The organism is Streptomyces aidingensis, assembly GCF_900112355.1.
GTDB classification, from domain to species: Bacteria; Actinomycetota; Actinomycetes; order Streptomycetales; family Streptomycetaceae; genus Streptomyces; species Streptomyces aidingensis.
On record NZ_FOLM01000008.1, the window covers coordinates 149,014 to 166,947 of the forward strand.

The following is a 17,934-nucleotide window of genomic DNA, read 5'->3' on the forward strand; positions in this document are numbered from 1 at the left end:
GGGCACGCGATTTTCCGCAAAACAGTTGCCGTCACCGCTCCGACGTGCAAGGCTGCGTCGGAACGAGTGATCAACACCACCCCGCGTCCCGCCCCACCGGGCGGACGGCGGCCCGGGCGGCCCGGAAACGGCAGGCCGGAAGGGGTGCGCGGGGCGTGAAACGGGCGTGGCGGCCGGTGCCGTTGTGGTGAAGCCCCCCGCTGCGCGGTGTGATCGTGTTGACCGTCTGCATTTTTGGTGAGACGCTGAAAGTCCCGCATACCTTAGTGGCTGATGGCCCTGGGCACTCTCATGCAGAGGATATGCGGGCTTGTTCCCTCACGACCCACCACGGCTTCGGTCGGTCACTCAGTGTGGAGGACCATCCATCATGGCAAAGGCGCTTCTCGGTCACGTCGGTGGCTCCGACCCCCGAGTCCTCGCCGAGATGCGACGGCTTCAGCAGCGCGTCCGCGACCTGGAAACCCAGCTGGTCCGGGTACAGGCCGAGAACGACGCGCTGGCCGCCGCCGTACGCGACAACGGCTCGGTGCTCGACGGCATCAACGTGTCCAAGGCAGAGCCCGCGCTCACCTGATCCCGGTTCCGGTCCGGCGGCTCCTCGTCCGGCCGGGGCAGGCTGCGGGCTTGCCGAGGAGAATACAAGGGACGCTTCGGCGTCCCTTCGTCACTTCAGGGGCAACCAACCTCAACAACATCGGCCCCGTGCGCGGTCACCCTCAGCACCACAGACCCCCACGGCCGGGTCTCCATGGCTTCGGGCGCCACACCGGGAACACCACCGGGACATTGCGGCACCGAGGGTGTACGCATCGCGTTCGCTCACAGTCTGGTGTGCCCGGCATCCCGCGGGTCGAAACGGATAATCCTCGGTGAGCCGAAGGTAAAGTCCGAGAGCGTGCACCTCAAGACCCTGACCATGCGAGGCTTCAAGTCCTTCGCGTCCGCCACCACACTCCGCCTGGAGCCCGGCATCACCTGTGTGGTGGGCCCCAACGGCTCCGGGAAGTCCAATGTGGTGGACGCGCTGTCCTGGGTCATGGGCGAGCAGGGCGCCAAGTCGCTGCGCGGCGGCAAGATGGAGGACGTGATCTTCGCCGGCACGTCCGGCCGCCCGCCGCTGGGCCGGGCCGAGGTCTCCCTCACCATCGACAACTCCGACGGCGCCCTGCCCATCGACTACGCCGAGGTCACCATCACGCGGACGATGTTCCGCAACGGCGGCAGCGAGTACCGGCTCAACGGCGACACCTGCCGGCTGCTGGACATCCAGGAACTGCTCTCCGACTCCGGCATCGGCCGCGAGATGCATGTCATCGTCGGCCAGGGCCAGCTCGACTCGGTGCTGCACGCCGACCCCATGGGCCGCCGCGCCTTCATCGAGGAGGCGGCTGGTGTCCTCAAGCACCGCAAGCGCAAGGAGAAGGCGCTGCGCAAGCTGGACGCCATGCAGGCCAACCTGGCCCGGCTCACCGACCTCACCGAGGAACTGCGCCGCCAGCTCAAGCCGCTCGGCCGGCAGGCCGCGGTGGCCCGCCGGGCCGCCGTCATCCAGGCCGATCTGCGCGACGCCCGGCTGCGGCTGCTCGCCGACGACCTGATCGCCCTGCAGACCGCGCTGCGCACCGAACTCGCCGACGAGGCCGCGCTGCGCGAGCGCAAGGAGGACGCCGAGCAGCGGCTGCGCGCGGCACTGCGCCGGGAGGCCGCCCTCGACCAGCGGGTGCGCACCCTCACCCCGCGGGTGCAGCGCGCCCAGCAGACCTGGTACGAGCTCTCCCAGCTGGCGGAACGTATCCGCGGCACCATCGGACTGGCCGATGCCCGGGTGGCCAGCGCCACCGGGGCCCAGCCGGAGGAGCGGCGTGGCCGCGATCCGGAGGACATGGAACGCGAGGCCGCCCGCATCCGGGAGCAGGAGGCCGAACTGGAGGCCGCGCTGGAGGCCGCCGAGCAGGCGCTGGACTCCACCGTCACCCGCCGCGGCGCCCTGGAACGGGACCTCGCCGCGGAGGAGCGCCGGCTCAAGGACGCCGCCCGTGCCCTGGCCGACCGCCGCGAGCATCTGGCCCGGCTCCAGGGCCGGGCCACCGCCGCCCGCGGCCGGGCAGCCGCCGCGCAGACCCAGATCGACCGGCTGACCGCCGCCCGCGACGAGGCCCGCGGCCGGGCCGAGCGGGCCGAGGCCGAGTACACCGCCCTGCGCGACCGGGTGGAGGGCGTCCCCGCCGCCGACGGCACCCCCGGCGGCCCGCCCGGCCAGGACCTGGACGCCGCCTACGAGGCCGGCCGCCGGGAGCTCGCCGAGGCCGAGGCGGCACTGAGCCGCGCCCGCGAGGCCGCGGCCACCGCCGAGCGGGAACGCGCCGCGGTCTCCGCCCGCCACGACGCCCTCGCCCTCGGCCTGCGCCGCAAGGACGGCACCGACACCCTGCTCCAGGCCCGTGACCGGCTCGGCGGGCTGCTCGGCCCGGCGGCCGAACATCTCACCGTGGCCCCCGGCTACGAGATCCCGGTCGCCGCCGCCCTCGGCAGCGCGGCCGACGCCCTCGCGGTGGACAGCCCGGACACCGCGGTGGAGGCCCTCCGCCTGCTCCGCAAGCACGACGCAGGCCGCGCCGCGCTCCTCATCACCGGCGTCACCGGCGCCACGGGCATCACCGAGGCCGCTCCCGGCGCCGCCCCGGCCGGCCCGCCGCAGGTGCCGGGCCCCGCGGAGGGCGAGCCGTCCCCCGGCGCACCGCCCGGACCGCGGCGGCCCGCCCCCGCACCGGCGGGCACCACCGGTGGCCCCGCGCCCCTTCCGGGCCCGGCCGCCCCCGGCGCGGCGGCACCGGGCACCGCCGCGGCCGGGCGGGGCGGCATCCCCGGGGCCCGTGCCGCGTCCGGCGGGGAGCCGTCGGCCGTCGCCGTGGGCGGCGTGCCGGCCCATCCCGCCGAGGGTCTGGTCGGCGGGGACCAGGGGGTGGTGGCCGCGGTGCGCGCCCTGCTGCGCGGCACGATGGTGGTGGCCACCCTGGAGGACGCCCGGGAACTGCTGCGCGGCCGGCCCGGCCTGACCGCCGTCACCTCCGACGGCGACGTGCTCGCCGGGCATCTGGCACGCGGCGGCTCCGCGGGAGCCCCCAGCCTGCTGGAGGTGCAGGCCTCGGTGGACGAGGCCGCCGCCGAGCTGCACGAGCTGACCGCCCGCTGCGAACGTCTCGCCGCCGGGCTCGACCGGGCCCGTACCCGTCGCAAGGAGTGTGCCGCGGCGCTGGAGGAGACCGGCCGCCGCCGCACCGCCGCCGACCGGGAACGCTCCCGGGTCGCCCAGGACCTGGGCCGTCTGGCCGGGCAGGCCCGCGCCGCCGCGGGGGAGGCGGACCGTGCGGCCCAGGCGGTGCGGCGGGCCGAGGAGGACCTCGCCCGCGCCACCGCCGAGGCCGAGGAACTGGCCGAGCAGCTCGCCGTCGCCGAGGAGACGGTGGACGCCGAGGAGGAGCCGGACACCGCCGAACGCGACCGGCTGGCCGCCGAGGGCACCGCCGCCCGCCAGGCCGAGATGGAGGCCCGGCTCCAGTTGCGCACCCACGAGGAACGCGTGCGCGGCCTGTCCGGCCGGGCCGACGCCCTGGACCGGGCCGCCCGCGCCGAGCGCGAGGCCCGGCTGCGTGCCGAGCGCCGCCGCGCCCGGCTGCGCCACGAGGCCGGGGTCGCCGCCGCCGTGGCGGCCGGCGCCCGCCGGCTGCTGGCCCATGTCGAGGTCTCCGTGGAACGCGCCGAGGCCGCCCGCCGCCAGGCCGAGCAGGCCCGGGCCGGGCACGAGCGCGAGCTCGACGCCGAGCGCCGCCGCGGCCGGGAACTCAAGGACGAGCTGGACAAGCTCACCGACTCGGTGCACCGCGGCGAGGTGCTGGGCGCCGAGAAGCGGCTGCGCATCGAGCAGCTCCAGGCCCGCGCCCAGGACGAGCTGGGCATCGAGCCGGACGTCCTGGTCGCCGAGTACGGCCCGGACCAGCCGGTGCCGCCCTCCCCGCCCGCCGAGGGGGAGGAACTGCCCGAGGACCCGGAGCACCCGCGCAACCGGCCGCGTCCCTTCGTCCGCGCCGAGCAGGAGAAGCGGCTGCGGGCGGCGGAGCGCGCCTACAAGCAGCTCGGCAAGGTCAATCCGCTGGCCCTGGAGGAGTTCGCCGCCCTGGAGGAGCGGCACAAGTTCCTCAGCGAGCAGCTCGGCGACCTGCGCAAGACCCGGGCCGATCTGCTCCAGGTGGTCAAGGAGGTGGACGAGCGGGTGGAGCAGGTCTTCACCGCCGCCTACCACGACACCGCACGCGAATTCGAGGGAGTGTTCTCCCGGCTGTTCCCCGGCGGTGAGGGCCGTCTGGTGCTCACCGACCCGGACAACATGCTGACCACGGGCGTGGAGGTGGAGGCCCGCCCGCCGGGCAAGAAGGTCAAGCGGCTCTCCCTGCTCTCCGGCGGTGAGCGCTCGCTGACCGCGGTCGCCCTCCTGGTCTCCATCTTCAAGGCCCGCCCCAGCCCGTTCTATGTGATGGACGAGGTGGAGGCGGCGCTGGACGACACCAATCTCCAGCGGCTGATCCGGATCATGAAGGAGCTCCAGGAGAGCTCCCAGCTCATCGTGATCACCCACCAGAAGCGCACCATGGAGATCGCCGATGCCCTGTACGGCGTCTCCATGCAGGGCGACGGCGTCTCCAAGGTCATCAGCCAGCGCCTGCATTAGCCCTCGCCGCACGGGCCGGCGGCACGGCGCGGCGGGGGCGCTCGGTGCGGGCGGTGGTGGTGGTTGATACTGGGGAACCGACAACCGCCGGGGTGGACGACCGGCCCGGCACCCGGCTAGCCGAGGACACCGATGGAATACCTCATCCTTGCCGTGGCCATCGCCGTGATCGCGATCGCCGCGGTCAGCGGACTGGTCATCAGCGGACGGCGCCGCAAGGGCCGCGAGGCGCCACCTCCCGGGGCACCGGCAGAAGGCGCCTCGGGGGCGAGTCCGGCGGGCACCGCCGCGCCCCCGGAACCGCAGGTCGGCGAGGACGCGGCGCAGCCCGTGGAGACCCCCCGCCGCACCATCGAGGACATCGGCCTGCCCGGTGGCTCCACCCTGGCCGAGCCGCCCGCGCCCCCGGAGATCGAGACCCCGCAGCCCGCCGCGGGCCGGCTGGTCCGGCTGCGTGCCCGCCTGGCGCGCTCGCAGAACGCCCTGGGCCGCGGCCTGCTCTCCCTGCTCTCCCGGGACAACCTGGACGAGGACACCTGGGAGGAGATCGAGGACCTGCTGATCACCTCCGACATCGGCGTCGCCCCCACCCAGGAGCTGGTGGAGCGGCTGCGCGAGCGGGTGCGGGTGCTGGGCACCCGCACCCCGGAGGAGCTGCGGGGCCTGCTGCGCGAGGAGCTGCTCACCCTGATCGGCCCGGAGCTGGACCGCACCGTCAACACCGCGGGCGGCATCACCGAGCAGGGGGAGGAGCGGCCCTCGGTGATCCTGGTGGTCGGCGTCAACGGCACCGGCAAGACCACCACCACCGGCAAGCTGGCCCGGGTCCTGGTGGCCGACGGCAACGCGGTGGTGCTGGGCGCCGCCGACACCTTCCGGGCCGCCGCCGCCGACCAGCTCGAAACGTGGGGCAAGCGGGTGGGCGCCCGCACGGTCCGCGGGCCGGAGGGCGGCGACCCGGCCTCGGTGGCCTTCGACGCCGTCAAGGAGGGCATCACCGAGGCGGCCGACGTGGTGCTGGTGGACACCGCCGGCCGGCTGCACACCAAGGCCAGTCTGATGGACGAGCTCGGCAAGGTCAAGCGGGTGGTGGAGAAGCACGGTCCGGTGAGCGAGGTGCTGCTGGTGCTGGACGCCACCACCGGGCAGAACGGCCTGGTGCAGGCCCGGGTGTTCGCCGAGGTGGTGGACGTCACCGGGATCGCGCTGACCAAGCTGGACGGCACCGCCAAGGGCGGCATCGTGATCGCCGTGCAGCGGGAGCTGGGCGTGCCGGTCAAGCTGGTCGGGCTCGGCGAGGGCGCCGACGACCTGGCCCCGTTCGAGCCCGAGGCGTTCGTCGACGCCCTGCTGGAGGGCTGACCGCGGCGCCCGGCGCGGTCGTCCCGGCCCCGCGGCCGGTGGCCTCAGCCCCGCGGGCCGACCAGCGGTCCGAGCGGCGGCCCGTGCGGCGGTGCGCCGCCCGTGCCGGCCCGGGTGTGGCAGGCGTAGGCCAGGGCGCCGAGCAGCAGCCGGGCCTGCGGCGGCCGGGCCGCCGCCTCCGGCGACGGCGGACGCAGCCAGCGCACATGCCCCCGCCCGCCGTGGTCGGAGGGCGGCGCCGGCACATGGCAGCCGGGGCCCAGCACCCGCAGGCCGAGCCGGTCCGGCAGGCCGTCCGGCCAGCCCATCCGGTGCTGCAGCCGGGGCACCTCCCCGGCCGCGCCCGGCGCCACGAAGAACCACATCCGCCCGGCGGGCGACTCGGCCACCGGCCCCAGCGGCAGCCCCATCCGCTCCATCCTCAGCAGCGCCCGGCGGCCCGCCCCGGCCGGCACCTCGATCACATCGAACATCCGCCCGGTCGGCAGCAGCACCGCGGCTCCCGGGGTGCGGGTCCAGGCCCGGACCGCCTGCGCCGGGGAGGAGCCGGCCGGGATCACCTCGCCCGCGGGCAGCGGGTGCGCCCCGGGCGCTCCGCAGTCCGCCCCGCAGGAGCACTCCACCCGGCCGCCGGGAAAGCGCCGGGCGCGTGCTCCGGGCCGGACGTCCCATCCCCACCGGGCGGTGTACTCCGCCGCCGCCGTGGCCTGCGGGGCATGCCCGCCGCGCCGGGCCCGCCGCGGTCTCCCGGTCACCAGCCGCAGCTCCCTGACCTCGCGCAGACCGCTGCCGATCGTGAAGCCCATGCCCCCTCCAACGGGTCCTGGACGCCGATGGTTACTCGTACCGGCCGCCCGGCTGGTCACTCAGCCGAGTGGTCCGGTCACGCACTGACTCCCTGAGGACTGCCCAGTCCGGCACCGCCGATCGCGGCCCGGCCACAGGCGCAGGAGCGTGGCCGCCGCCGCGCGCCCCCTAGTGCTTCGCTCCGCCCCACCGCCGGGAGCGCTGTGCCAAGTGAATCGCGTCGTGCGGGCGTTAGCTTCATACAGAGGGGTGGCGAATGGTGGCGATTCCGCCACGTAGGTCGCCACCCCCGGCCGGCGGGGCTACGTTCGGTCCATTCGTAGACACTCCGTCAGTTCTGCCGGCCAACCACCGGCCCCCGCCCGGGAATCGCGGCCCGGCGGGCGGCCCGCGGGTCCGGGCGGGGACGGGATCCCGCGGCCCCGGATCGTGGGATCGTGGGGCGGCACGGTACCGGGAAGCGCGATCCCCGGGCATCCGCCCCGCCCCCCGGCACCGAAGAGACAGATGCACACAGGCAGCAGCGGCAGTGACTTCCCGGCCGGCCCGGCGCCCTTCGGCGCGGGCCCGGACGGCCGAACGACGACGACCTACGGCCCGCGGTGGCGGCGGGCCGGGATGGGGGCGTGACGGTGAGCGGAACGGAAGGCGGCGCGGCGGCGTCCGCCAAGCTCCCCAATGAGCGGCTGGCGTCCTGGTTCCAGCGCAGCGGCTGGTCCAAGGGCGAGCTGGCCCGTCAGGTGAACCGGCGTGCCCGGCAGATGGGTGCCGGCCATGTCAGTACCGACACCTCGCGGGTCCGCCGCTGGCTGGACGGCGAACAGCCGCGCGAGCCCATCCCGCGCATCCTCTCCGAACTCTTCTGCGAACGGTTCGGCTGCGTGGTGACCGTCGAGGACCTCGGGCTGCGGGCGGCGCGCCAGTCGGCCGCCATCTCCGGGGTCGACCTGCCCTGGGCCGGGCCGCAGACCGCCGCGCTGATCAACGAGTTCTCGCGCAGCGATCTGATGCTGGGCCGGCGCGGCTTCCTGGGCACCTCGCTCACCATCTCCGCCGGGGCCTCGCTGATAGAGCCCATGCAGCGCTGGCTGGTGCCGACCGCGGGCGGCCCGGAGGCCGGCGCGGCCGGCGGCGCCGGAAGCGGCGCGGCGCAGCTGGCCGCCGTGCCCGCGCAGGGCGGCGCCCGGCGGCGGCTGACCGGCCTGTCCGGTCCGGAGCTGGACATGCTGGACGAGACCATCACCATGTTCCGCCGGTGGGACGCGGCCAGCGGCGGCGGGCTGCGCCGCAAGGCGGTGGTCGGGCAGTTGCACGAGGTGACCGATCTGCTCCAGGAGTCCCATCCGGCGGCCGTGCGCCGCCGGCTGTTCCGGATCACCGCCGAACTCGCCGCGCTGGCGGGCTGGATGAGCTACGACATCGGTCTCCAGCCCACCGCGCAGAAGTACTTCGTGCTGGCGCTGCACGCCGCCAAGGAGGCCGAGGAGCGGGCGCTGGGCGCCTACATCCTGGCCCAGATGAGCCGGCAGATGATTCATCTGGGCCGCGCGGAGGACGCCCTGGAGCTGATCCATCTGGCCCAGTACGGCGGCCAGGACGCGGCCACCCCGCGCACTCTGTCGATGCTGCACGCCATGGAAGCCCGGGCCCATGCCACCCTGGGGCAGGCGACCAGGTGCCACCGCGCGGTGCGCATGGCCGAGGAGACCTTCAGCGACATCACCCCGGGCGACGGCGACCCGGACTGGATCCGCTTCTTCTCCCTGGCCGAGCTGCATGCCGAGAACGCGCACTCCTACCGTGACCTGGCCTATGTGGCGGGCCGCAGCCCCGCGCACGTCTCCCGGGCCAGGCCGCACATGGAGCAGGCGGTCGGGCTGTTCGGGCGGGAATGCGACCAGGACCAGCAGGGTCCGCACCGTTCGTATGCACTCAATCTGATCGGCCTGGCCACCGTGCACCTGCTGGAGAACGAGCCCGAGGCATGCGCCGAGCAGGCCGGCCGGGCGATAACGCTGGCCAAGACGCTGCGCTCGGAGCGGGTGTCGAACCGGCTGCGCAAGACCACGGTCAACGCCGCCCGGGAGTACGGCGACGTCCCCGAGGTGACCGAGCTGCTGCAGCATGTCACCCAGGAACTTCCGGCGAGTCCGGCCCGCCGGGCCGTCTGACCGGCCCCGCGGGCGCACCGACCCCGGCCGCGGCCACCACCCCGGACAACCCGACTCGGCTCCCCCATGCCAGGTCACACCGGGTGGCGGTCGCGGCCGGTCCGTGTACACGGGCGGCCGGCCGTGCGGCCGGGCCGTGCGGCGGCGGCGCCGCACGCCGGTCCCGCGCCGCGGAAGCCCGCCGCTGCTTGCGGCTTCATAACGCTTGGGCGAACAGTGCGGCACACCGCGGTCCGGAAATGCCGTACGCCATGCCGAGTTCATTGGCCTGTAACACGGGGACGGCCATCGTCACGGGTGCGAAACATCACCGGGCATCACAGGAAACGGCGCTCTTGCAGCCTGAACCCCATCCTGACCCGCCCAGATCCTGCCCGCACGGGTCGTTATCTCAAGGAGATCCCACCTTGACACCAGAAGAAGTATTGGAACAGGCGGTAACTCCGGCGAACGTCGGCTTCGTCATCATCTCGGCCGCCATGGTGATGATCATGACTCCGGGTCTTGCCTTTTTCTACGGCGGCATGATCCGGGTCAAGAGCGCCCTCAACATGCTGATGATGTGCTTCGTCTCCATGGGCATCGTCAGCGTGCTGTGGGTTCTCTACGGCTTCTCGGTTGCCTTCGGCGACGGCTTCGGCGAAGGCAATGGCGGCGGCATCATCGGGAACTTCGACTTCATCGGCTTCCAGGACCTGCTGGGCCTGGACGGCAGCGGTGATGTCATGGCCTTCGCGCTCTTCCAGCTGATGTTCGCCGTGCTGACCCCCGCGCTGATCGCCGGTGCGCTCGCCGAGCGGGTCAAGTTCAGCTCCTGGATGGTCTTCATCACCGCCTGGGTCACGCTGGTCTACTTCCCGGTGGCGCACTGGGTCTGGGGCGCCGGCGGCTGGATCAACACCCTGGGCGAGAAGATGTTCGACGGCGAGTACGACGTCATCGACTTCGCCGGCGGAACCGCGGTGCACATCAACGCCGGTATCGCCGCCCTGGCCGCGGTGCTGGTGATCGGCAAGCGGTCCGGGTTCAAGAAGGACTCCTCGATGCGTCCGCACAACCTGCCGATGGTGCTGCTGGGCGCCGCCCTGCTGTGGTTCGGCTGGTTCGGCTTCAACGCCGGCTCCGAGCTGGCGGTCGACAACATCACCGCCCTGATGGGCTTCAACACCATGGTCGCCACCGGCATGGCAATCTGCGGCTGGCTGGCCTACGAGCGCCTCCGCTACGGCGCCTACACCACCCTCGGCGCGGCCTCCGGCGCCATCGCCGGTCTGGTCGCCATCACCCCGGCCGGCGCCAATGTCAACCCCATGGGCGCCCTGGCCATCGGCCTGGTGGCCGGCGTGGTCTGTGCCTGGGCGGTCAGCCTGAAGTACAAGCTGAACTACGACGACTCGCTCGACGTGGTCGGCGTCCACCTGGTCGGCGGCCTCATCGGCACCCTGCTGGTCGGCTTCCTGGCCATGGAGGTCGGGGGCATCCAGCAGTTCGTGCTCCAGGCCCTCGCGGCCGGCGCGGTGCTGGTCTACACCTTCGTCGTCACCGCGCTGATCGCCTTCGCGATCAAGGCGACCATCGGCTTCCGGTCCTCCGACGAGGAGGAGGCGGCCGGCCTCGACCAGGTGTTCCACGCCGAAAGCGGGTACGACTTCAGCCAGACCGGCGGCCCGGTCTCGGCCGCCGGTGTTACCGCCGCAGCCGCCGAGACGGCGACCGCGGACCCGGGTGAGAAGAAGGTGGACGCATGAAGCTCATCACCGCGGTCATCAAGCCGCACCGGATGGACGAGGTCAAGGACGCCCTCCAGGCGTTCGGCGTGCACGGCATGACCGTGACCGAGGCCAGCGGCTACGGCCGGCAGCGCGGTCACACCGAGGTCTACCGGGGCGCCGAGTACACGGTCGACCTGGTGCCCAAGACCCGGCTGGAGATCCTCTGCGAGGACGACGACGCCGAGCAGCTCATCGACGTCATCGTGAAGGCCGCCCGGACCGGCAAGATCGGCGACGGCAAGGTGTGGAGCGTGCCGGTGGAGACCGCCGTGCGGGTCCGCACCGGCGAGGTCGGCCCCGACGCCCTGTGACCGGAAGGCGGGCGGGGGCGCCCCGCCCCGCGGCGCCCCCCGCCCGCCGTACCACGGCACGACAACCGACGATCGACAACCACGGAACCGACCATGGGAGCCGACGACCGCATGACCGCCGAGACGACAAGCAGCAGTTCCGGTGGCCAGACGGGCCACAACGGCTCCTACGCGGCGGCCCGGCTGCGCCTTCTCACCGAGGGGGAGCAGACCGGGCCGCCGCGCCGTGCCGAGCTGGCCCGCCTCACCGACCAGTGGCTGTGCGGCCTGTACGGCGAGGCCCCCCGGGGCGTGCGCGCCGCCCTGGTCGCGGTCGGCGGCTACGGCCGCGCGGAACTCTCCCCGCGCAGCGACCTGGACCTGCTCCTGCTGCACGACGGCAGGTCCGCCGCCGGCCCGGCGGTCGCCGCCCTGGCCGACCGCCTCTGGTACCCCGTCTGGGATCTGGGCCTGGCCCTGGACCATTCGGTGCGCACCCCGGAAGAGGTCCGGCAGACGGCCGCCGACGACCTGAAGGTCCAGCTCGGCCTGCTGGACGCCCGGCACATCGCCGGCGACGGGACCCTCACCCAGGAACTGCGCGGCGCCGTGCTCGCCCAGTGGCGCGCCGAGGCCCCCGCCAAGCTGCCCGAGCTGCATCAGATGGGCCGCGACCGGGCCCGCCGCCACGGCGAGCTGCCGTTCCTCCTGGAACCCGATCTCAAGGAGGCCCGCGGCGGCCTGCGCGACATCACGGCACTGCGCGCCGTGGCCGCCTCCTGGCTGGCCGACGCCCCCCGCGAAGGGCTGGAGGAGGCCCGCAACATCCTGCTCGATGTGCGCGACGCCCTGCATCTGACCACCGGCCGGGCCACCGACCGGCTGGCCCAGGAGGACCAGCCGCAGGTCGCCGACGCGCTCGGACTGCTCGATCCGGACGCCCTGCTGCGCCGGGTCTACGAGGCCGCCCGCACCATCGCCTACGCCTCGGAGGTGACCTGGCGGGAGGTCGGCCGGGTGCTGCGGGCCCGCGGCACCCGCTCCGGCCCGGGCCGCCGGCTGCGCGGCCTGCTGGGCAGCCGGGGCCGCGCCCCCGCGCCGGTCACCGAGCGCACCCCGCTCGCCGAGGGCGTGGTGGAGCAGGACGGCGAGGTGGTGCTGGCCCGTGCCGCGCGCCCGGAGCGCGACCCGGTGCTGCCGCTGCGGGCCGCCGCGGCTGCCGCCCAGGCCGGGCTGCCGCTCGCGCTGCCCGCGGTCCGCCGGCTCACCGAGTCCGCCGCGCCGCTGCCGGTGCCCTGGCCGGCCGAGGCCCGCGAGGAATTCGTCACCCTGCTCGGCGCCGGCCGGGACGCCGTGCCGGTCTGGGAGGCCATGGACGCCGCCGGACTGGTGGTCCGGCTGCTGCCCGACTGGGAGCGGGTCCGCTGCCGCCCGCAGCGCAATCCCGTGCACCGCTGGACGGTGGACCGTCATCTGGTGGAGACCGCGGTGCGCGCCGCGGCCCTCACCCGCCGGGTCTCCCGCCCCGACCTGCTGCTGACCGCCGCCCTGCTGCACGACATCGGCAAGGGCTGGCCGGGGGACCACAGCGAGGTCGGCGAGACCATCGCCCGGGACATGGCCGCCCGGATCGGCTTCACCGAGGAGGACGCCGCCACCCTGGCCGTGCTGGTCCGCCACCATCTGCTGCTGGTGGAGACCGCCACCCGCCGCGATCTGGACGACCCGGCCACCGTCAAGCATGTGGCCGCGGTGGTCGGCGGCCGGGAGACCCTGGAGCTGCTGCACGCCCTCACCGAGGCCGACGCCCTGGCCACCGGGCCGGCCGCCTGGTCGGCCTGGCGTGCCTCGCTGGTGGACGACCTGGCCAAGCGGGTGGCCGACGCACTCACCGGCCCGGAGACCGGTGGCGGCGAGGCGGCCGGCGGCGGCCCGCCCGCGCCGCAGCCCACCGCCGCCGTGGAGCGGCTGGCCCTGGAGGCGCTGCGCACCGGCGCCCCGGTGCTCTCCCTCCAGGCCCGCCCCGAGGCACCGGCCGCCGGCGACACCGTCGGCACCGGCGACACCTCGGGCAGCTCGGACACCGCCGCCGGGGAGCCGGAGCGCCGGCCCGAGGCGGTCGGCGTGGAACTGGTGGTCGCCCTGCCCGACCAGCCCGGCGTGCTGCCCGCACTGGCCGGGGTGCTGGCCCTGCACCGGCTGACCGTGCGCTCCGCCGAGCTGCGGGTGATCGACCCGGCTGAGCAGGGACAGGTGCTGCTGCTCAACTGGCGGGTCGCCGCCGAGTACGGCTCACTGCCGCAGGCCGAACGGCTGCGCGCCGACCTGGTGCGCGCCCTGGAGGGCTCGCTCAACATCGCGGGCCGGCTCGCCGAGCGCGAGACGGCCCAGCGCCGCCGCCGGCGCCGCATGCTCCAGGCGCCGCCGCCCCGGGTCACCGTGGCGCCGCTCGGCTCCCGGCTGGCCACCGTGCTGGAGGTGCGCGCCCAGGACGCCCCCGGCCTGCTGCACCGCATCGGCCGGGCCCTGGAGGAGCAGAACGTCCGGGTGCGCAGCGCCCATGTGTCCACCCTCGGCGCCAACGCGGTGGACGCCTTCTACGTCACCGGACCGGACGGCGCGCCGCTGCCCCCGGAGAAGGCGGCCGGACTCGCCCGCGACGTCGAGCGCGCGCTCGCGGCGGTACCCTGAAAGGCACCGCCGACGTTGACGCTCGGTGCCCGCCCCCGATGACGAAGGACCCGCCAGCGCCGTGTTCGACACACTTTCCGACCGCCTTGCAGCCACATTCAAATCCCTGCGGGGAAAGGGCCGCCTGAGCGAGGCGGATATCGATGCCACGGCACGGGAGATCCGGGTCGCCCTGCTGGAGGCCGACGTCGCCCTGCCGGTGGTCCGCTCCTTCATCGGCCATGTCAAGGAACGGGCGCGCGGCGCCGAGGTGTCCCGGGCGCTCAATCCGGCCCAGCAGGTCATCAAGATCGTCAACGAGGAACTGGTCCGCATCCTCGGCGGCGAGACCCGGCGGCTGCGGTTCGCCAAGCAGCCGCCGACCGTGATCATGCTGGCCGGTCTCCAGGGCGCGGGCAAGACCACCCTGGCCGGCAAGCTGGGCCGCTGGCTCAAGCAGCAGGGCCACACCCCGGTGCTGGTCGCCTGCGACCTGCAGCGCCCCAACGCGGTCAACCAGCTCGCCGTGGTCGCCGAGCGGGCCGGGGTCGCGGTCTTCGCACCTGAGCCGGGCAACGGGGTGGGCGATCCGGTGCAGGTCGCCAAGGACTCCCTGGCCCACGCGCGGGACAAGCAGTACGACGTGGTGATCGTCGACACCGCCGGCCGCCTGGGCATCGACCAGGAGATGATGGAGCAGGCCGCGGACATCCGGGACGCGGTCAGCCCGGACGAGGTGCTGTTCGTGGTCGACGCCATGATCGGCCAGGACGCGGTGACCACCGCCGAGGCGTTCCGGGACGGCGTCGGCTTCGACGGCGTGGTGCTCTCCAAGCTCGACGGCGACGCCCGCGGCGGCGCCGCGCTCTCCGTGGCCCACGTCACCGGCCGGCAGATCATGTTCGCCTCCAACGGCGAGAAGCTGGACGAATTCGACGCCTTCCACCCGGACCGGATGGCCTCCCGGATCCTGGGCATGGGCGATGTGCTCAGCCTGATCGAGAAGGCCGAGCAGACCTTCAGCCGGCAAGAGGCCGAGCGGATGGCCGCCAAGCTGGCGAAGGGCCCCAAGGAATTCACCCTGGAGGACTTCCTCTCCCAGATGGAGCAGGTCCGCAGGATGGGCTCGATCTCCAAGCTGCTCGGCATGATGCCGGGAATGGGGCAGATCAAGGACCAGATCAACAATCTGGACGAGCGGGACGTGGACCGCACCGCCGCGATCATCAAGTCCATGACCCCGGGCGAGCGGCAGGACCCGATGATCATCAACGGCTCCCGCCGCGCCCGCATCGCCCGCGGCTCCGGGGTCGAGGTCAGCGCGGTCAAGAATCTGGTGGAGCGCTTCTTCGAGGCCCGCAAGATGATGTCCCGGATGGCGCAGGGCGGCGGCGTGCCGGGGATGCCCGGGATGCCGGGCATGCCGGGCCCCGGCGGCGGCCGCCGCCAGGGCAAGCAGCAGAAGAAGGGCAAGGGCAAGGGCGCGCGGCGCAGCGGCAACCCGCTGAAGCGGCAGCAGGAGGAGCGGGCCGCCGCCGAGCGCCGGGCCGGCGCCGCGTTCGGCGCCCCCGGCACGGACGACGCGCAGTCCTTCGAGCTCCCCGAGGAGTTCCGCAACTTCCTCCCCAAGGACAAATAACCCCCGCGACCCGGCCTAGGTGTGGGCGATGAGATAGGTGAGGGTGTTGGGGAGCCAGACGGTGCCGTCCGGGTTGACATAGGGGTGGAGGGATTCGGCGAGTTCCTTGGCGACCTGTTCGTGGCCGGCCGCCTGTACGGCGCTGTCGAAGCTGCCGGTCGCCAGCAGTCCCCGCAGCGCACAGGCGAGGCCGGGGTAGCCGAAGGGGCAGCTCACCTCGCCGCCGTCGGACGGGTGCAGCCCGGCCTCACGGGCCAGCGCCGCCACCGCTTCGGCCCCCGGCGGTTCCGGCGGGACCCCGGGCCCGTCCCCGGGCCGAACCCCGGGCTGAATCCCGGGCCGGTCCTGCGGCAGCCGGCCGGCCAGCCGGGCGCCCACGCCCAGGGCCACCGTGACCGCGCACTCCTGCGGGGCACCCCACCCGGTCAGCACCACCGGGGTGCCGGGCGCGGCCAGCTCCGCCGCCCGGCGCAGCACCTCGGCGTCCGGCAGCGCGCCGAACACCGTGACCAGGGTGAACGGATCGGGTGAGGGCTCCGGCACGGTGCCGGCCAGCAGCCGGGCCGGATAGCGCCGGCCACCCCACTCCGGCTCCGGCAGCAGCCGCTCCCGGGCCAGCCGCAGCCGCTCCGGATCGGTGTCCGTGCCGGTGACCTGCGCCCCGCGGGCCGCCGCCCGCAGCAGGGCCAGCCCGGTGCCGCAGCCCAGCTCCAGCAGCCTGGTCTCCCGGCCGACCGCCAGCCGCTCGTACACCGCGTCGTAGAGCGGGACGAACATCCGCTCCTGGATCTCCGCCCAGTCCCGGGCTCGGGAGGGCCTGGTCTCGTCGTGGTGGATCAGCGTGGGTGTCATAGAACCGTGCCCCAATCGACCCGTGGCCAGGGTCCTCGCGGTAGCCCGGTCCGGCCGGGCGGCCGGGTTCCGGGATGGCTGCCTCCGCTCCTGTATGCCAGATAACTCCCGCTTGCTCCTGTCGTCCAGAGGGCCGAAGGGGCCGGATTCACGCTTCTGCCCCATGGCCCCGTACCATTCCGGCCATGGCTAAGGCTCCCGTACTCACGCCCCGGGCGGAGGATTTCCCCCGCTGGTACCAGGATCTGATCAGCAAGGCCGAGCTGGCCGACAACGGCCCGGTCCGCGGCACCATGGTGATCCGTCCGTACGGCTACGGGCTGTGGGAGCGGATGCAGGGCGAGATGGACGCCCGGATCAAGCGGGCCGGCGCCGACAACGCCTATTTCCCGCTGTTCATCCCGCAGTCCTATCTGACCCGGGAGGCCGAGCACGTCGAGGGCTTCGCCCCGGAGCTGGCCGTGGTCACGCACGGCGGCGGCAAGGAGCTGGAGGAGCCGGTGGTGGTCCGGCCCACCTCCGAGACGATCATCAACGACTACTTCTCCAAGTGGGTCCAGAGCTACCGCGACCTGCCGCTGCTGATCAATCAGTGGGCCAATGTGGTGCGCTGGGAAATGCGTCCCCGGGTGTTCCTCCGGACGAGTGAGTTCCTCTGGCAGGAGGGCCACACCGCGCACGCCACCTATGAGGACGCCCGCGACTACGCCGCCATGATCCATCGCGAGGTCTACGGCGATTTCATGGTCAATGTGCTCGCCGTGGACGTGGTGCTGGGCCGCAAGACCCCGCGGGAGCGCTTCGCCGGCGCCATCAACACCCTCACCCTGGAGGGCATGATGGGCGACGGCAAGGCGCTCCAGATGGGCACCAGCCACGAACTCGGCCAGAACTTCGCCAAGGCCTTCGACACCCGCTATCTGGCCGCGGACGGCGAGCGCAAGCTGGTCTGGCAGACCTCCTGGGGCACCTCCACCCGCATGGTCGGCGGACTGATCATGTCCCACGGGGACGACCACGGCCTGTGCATTCCGCCCCGCCTCGCCCCGGTCCAGGCCGTGGTGCTCGCCGTCAAGGGCGATGAAGCGGTACTGGCCAAGGTGCGCGAGATCGCCGGCCGGCTGGCCGCGGCCGGCATCCGGGTCCGGGTGGACGACCGCACCGACACGCCCTTCGGCCGCCGGGCCGTGGACTGGGAGCTCAAGGGCGTGCCGCTGCGCATCGAGGTGGGGCCGCGCGATCTGGAGCAGGGCACCGCCATGCTGGTGCGCCGCATCCCGGGCGGCAAGGAGCCGGTGGCCATCGATGCCCTGGCCGCCACCCTGCCCGCGCTGCTGGAGGAGGACCAGGCGCTGCTGCTGCGCCGCTCCCGGGACCGGCGCACGGCCCTGACCAGCGATGTGGCCACCGTGGAGGAGGCCGGCGAGGCCGCGAAGGCGGGCGGCTGGGCGCGTATCCCGTGGTCCGTGCTGGGCGAGGCGGGCGAGGCCCGGCTGGCCGAGGACGGCGTATCCGTCCGATGCCTGGTCGCCGAAGACGGGTCGGTGCCCAATTCGGACGATCAGCCAGGTAACATCGCCATCGTCGCCCGCGCCTACTGACGACGCGGTCGGCCCCGCGCGGAGCGGTTCCGCGCGGGAGC

The 17,934-nt window shown here is 73.9% G+C and carries 11 protein-coding genes; 9 read left to right on the top strand and 2 right to left on the bottom strand.

The window, feature by feature from the left end; all coding sequences use genetic code 11:
* The first annotated feature begins 370 nt into the window (after window positions 1–370).
* The 3 genes from BM242_RS16045 to ftsY all read left to right on the top strand — a co-directional run bounded on the left by BM242_RS16045 (window position 371) and on the right by ftsY (window position 6,091).
* Window positions 371–577, top strand: a complete 207-nt coding sequence (locus BM242_RS16045; protein ID WP_093839517.1) for a hypothetical protein — start codon at window positions 371–373, stop codon at window positions 575–577.
* 321 nt (window positions 578–898) lie between these two features.
* A complete protein-coding gene (locus BM242_RS16050) occupies window positions 899–4,729 on the top strand; it encodes an AAA family ATPase (RefSeq protein ID WP_093839518.1) in 3,831 nt (1,276 codons plus the stop codon).
* A gap of 132 nt (window positions 4,730–4,861) precedes the next feature.
* Entirely contained in the window at window positions 4,862–6,091 is a 1,230-nt protein-coding gene (gene ftsY / locus BM242_RS16055; protein WP_093839519.1) for a signal recognition particle-docking protein FtsY, read from the top strand.
* A gap of 44 nt (window positions 6,092–6,135) precedes the next feature.
* Here the strand turns inward: ftsY and BM242_RS16060 are convergent, their stop codons facing one another.
* Complete coding sequence (locus BM242_RS16060) at window positions 6,136–6,897, bottom strand: bifunctional DNA primase/polymerase (protein WP_093839520.1); 762 nt, start codon at window positions 6,895–6,897, stop codon at window positions 6,136–6,138.
* Between the two features lie 633 nt (window positions 6,898–7,530).
* On the opposite strand from BM242_RS16060, the gene nsdA reads away from it, so the two are divergent.
* From nsdA to ffh, 5 genes are all read left to right on the top strand, one after another.
* Complete coding sequence (nsdA, locus tag BM242_RS16065; protein ID WP_093839635.1) at window positions 7,531–9,069, top strand: transcriptional repressor NsdA; 1,539 nt, start codon at window positions 7,531–7,533, stop codon at window positions 9,067–9,069.
* 407 nt (window positions 9,070–9,476) lie between these two features.
* Window positions 9,477–10,817, top strand: a complete 1,341-nt coding sequence (locus tag BM242_RS16070; protein WP_281254689.1) for an ammonium transporter — start codon at window positions 9,477–9,479, stop codon at window positions 10,815–10,817.
* The gene (locus BM242_RS16075; RefSeq protein ID WP_093839521.1) at window positions 10,814–11,152 is read left to right on the top strand and encodes a P-II family nitrogen regulator; all 339 of its coding nucleotides are present in this window, start codon (window positions 10,814–10,816) and stop codon (window positions 11,150–11,152) included. Before BM242_RS16070 ends, BM242_RS16075 begins: the two co-directional genes overlap by 4 nt.
* 111 nt (window positions 11,153–11,263) lie before the next feature.
* Entirely contained in the window at window positions 11,264–13,822 is a 2,559-nt protein-coding gene (locus BM242_RS16080; RefSeq protein WP_093839637.1) for a [protein-PII] uridylyltransferase, read from the top strand.
* 61 nt (window positions 13,823–13,883) lie between these two features.
* On the top strand, window positions 13,884–15,440 hold the full coding sequence (gene ffh, locus BM242_RS16085; RefSeq protein WP_093839522.1) for a signal recognition particle protein: 1,557 nt from the start codon (window positions 13,884–13,886) through the stop codon (window positions 15,438–15,440).
* Window positions 15,441–15,455: 15 nt separating this feature from the next.
* On the opposite strand, the gene BM242_RS16090 is transcribed toward ffh, so the two are convergent.
* Complete coding sequence (locus tag BM242_RS16090; RefSeq protein ID WP_093839523.1) at window positions 15,456–16,292, bottom strand: methyltransferase; 837 nt, start codon at window positions 16,290–16,292, stop codon at window positions 15,456–15,458.
* Window positions 16,293–16,477: 185 nt separating this feature from the next.
* On the opposite strand from BM242_RS16090, the gene proS reads away from it, so the two are divergent.
* The gene (gene proS, locus BM242_RS16095) at window positions 16,478–17,893 is read left to right on the top strand and encodes a proline--tRNA ligase (RefSeq protein WP_093839524.1); all 1,416 of its coding nucleotides are present in this window, start codon (window positions 16,478–16,480) and stop codon (window positions 17,891–17,893) included.
* The last annotated feature ends 41 nt before the right edge of the window (window positions 17,894–17,934 follow it).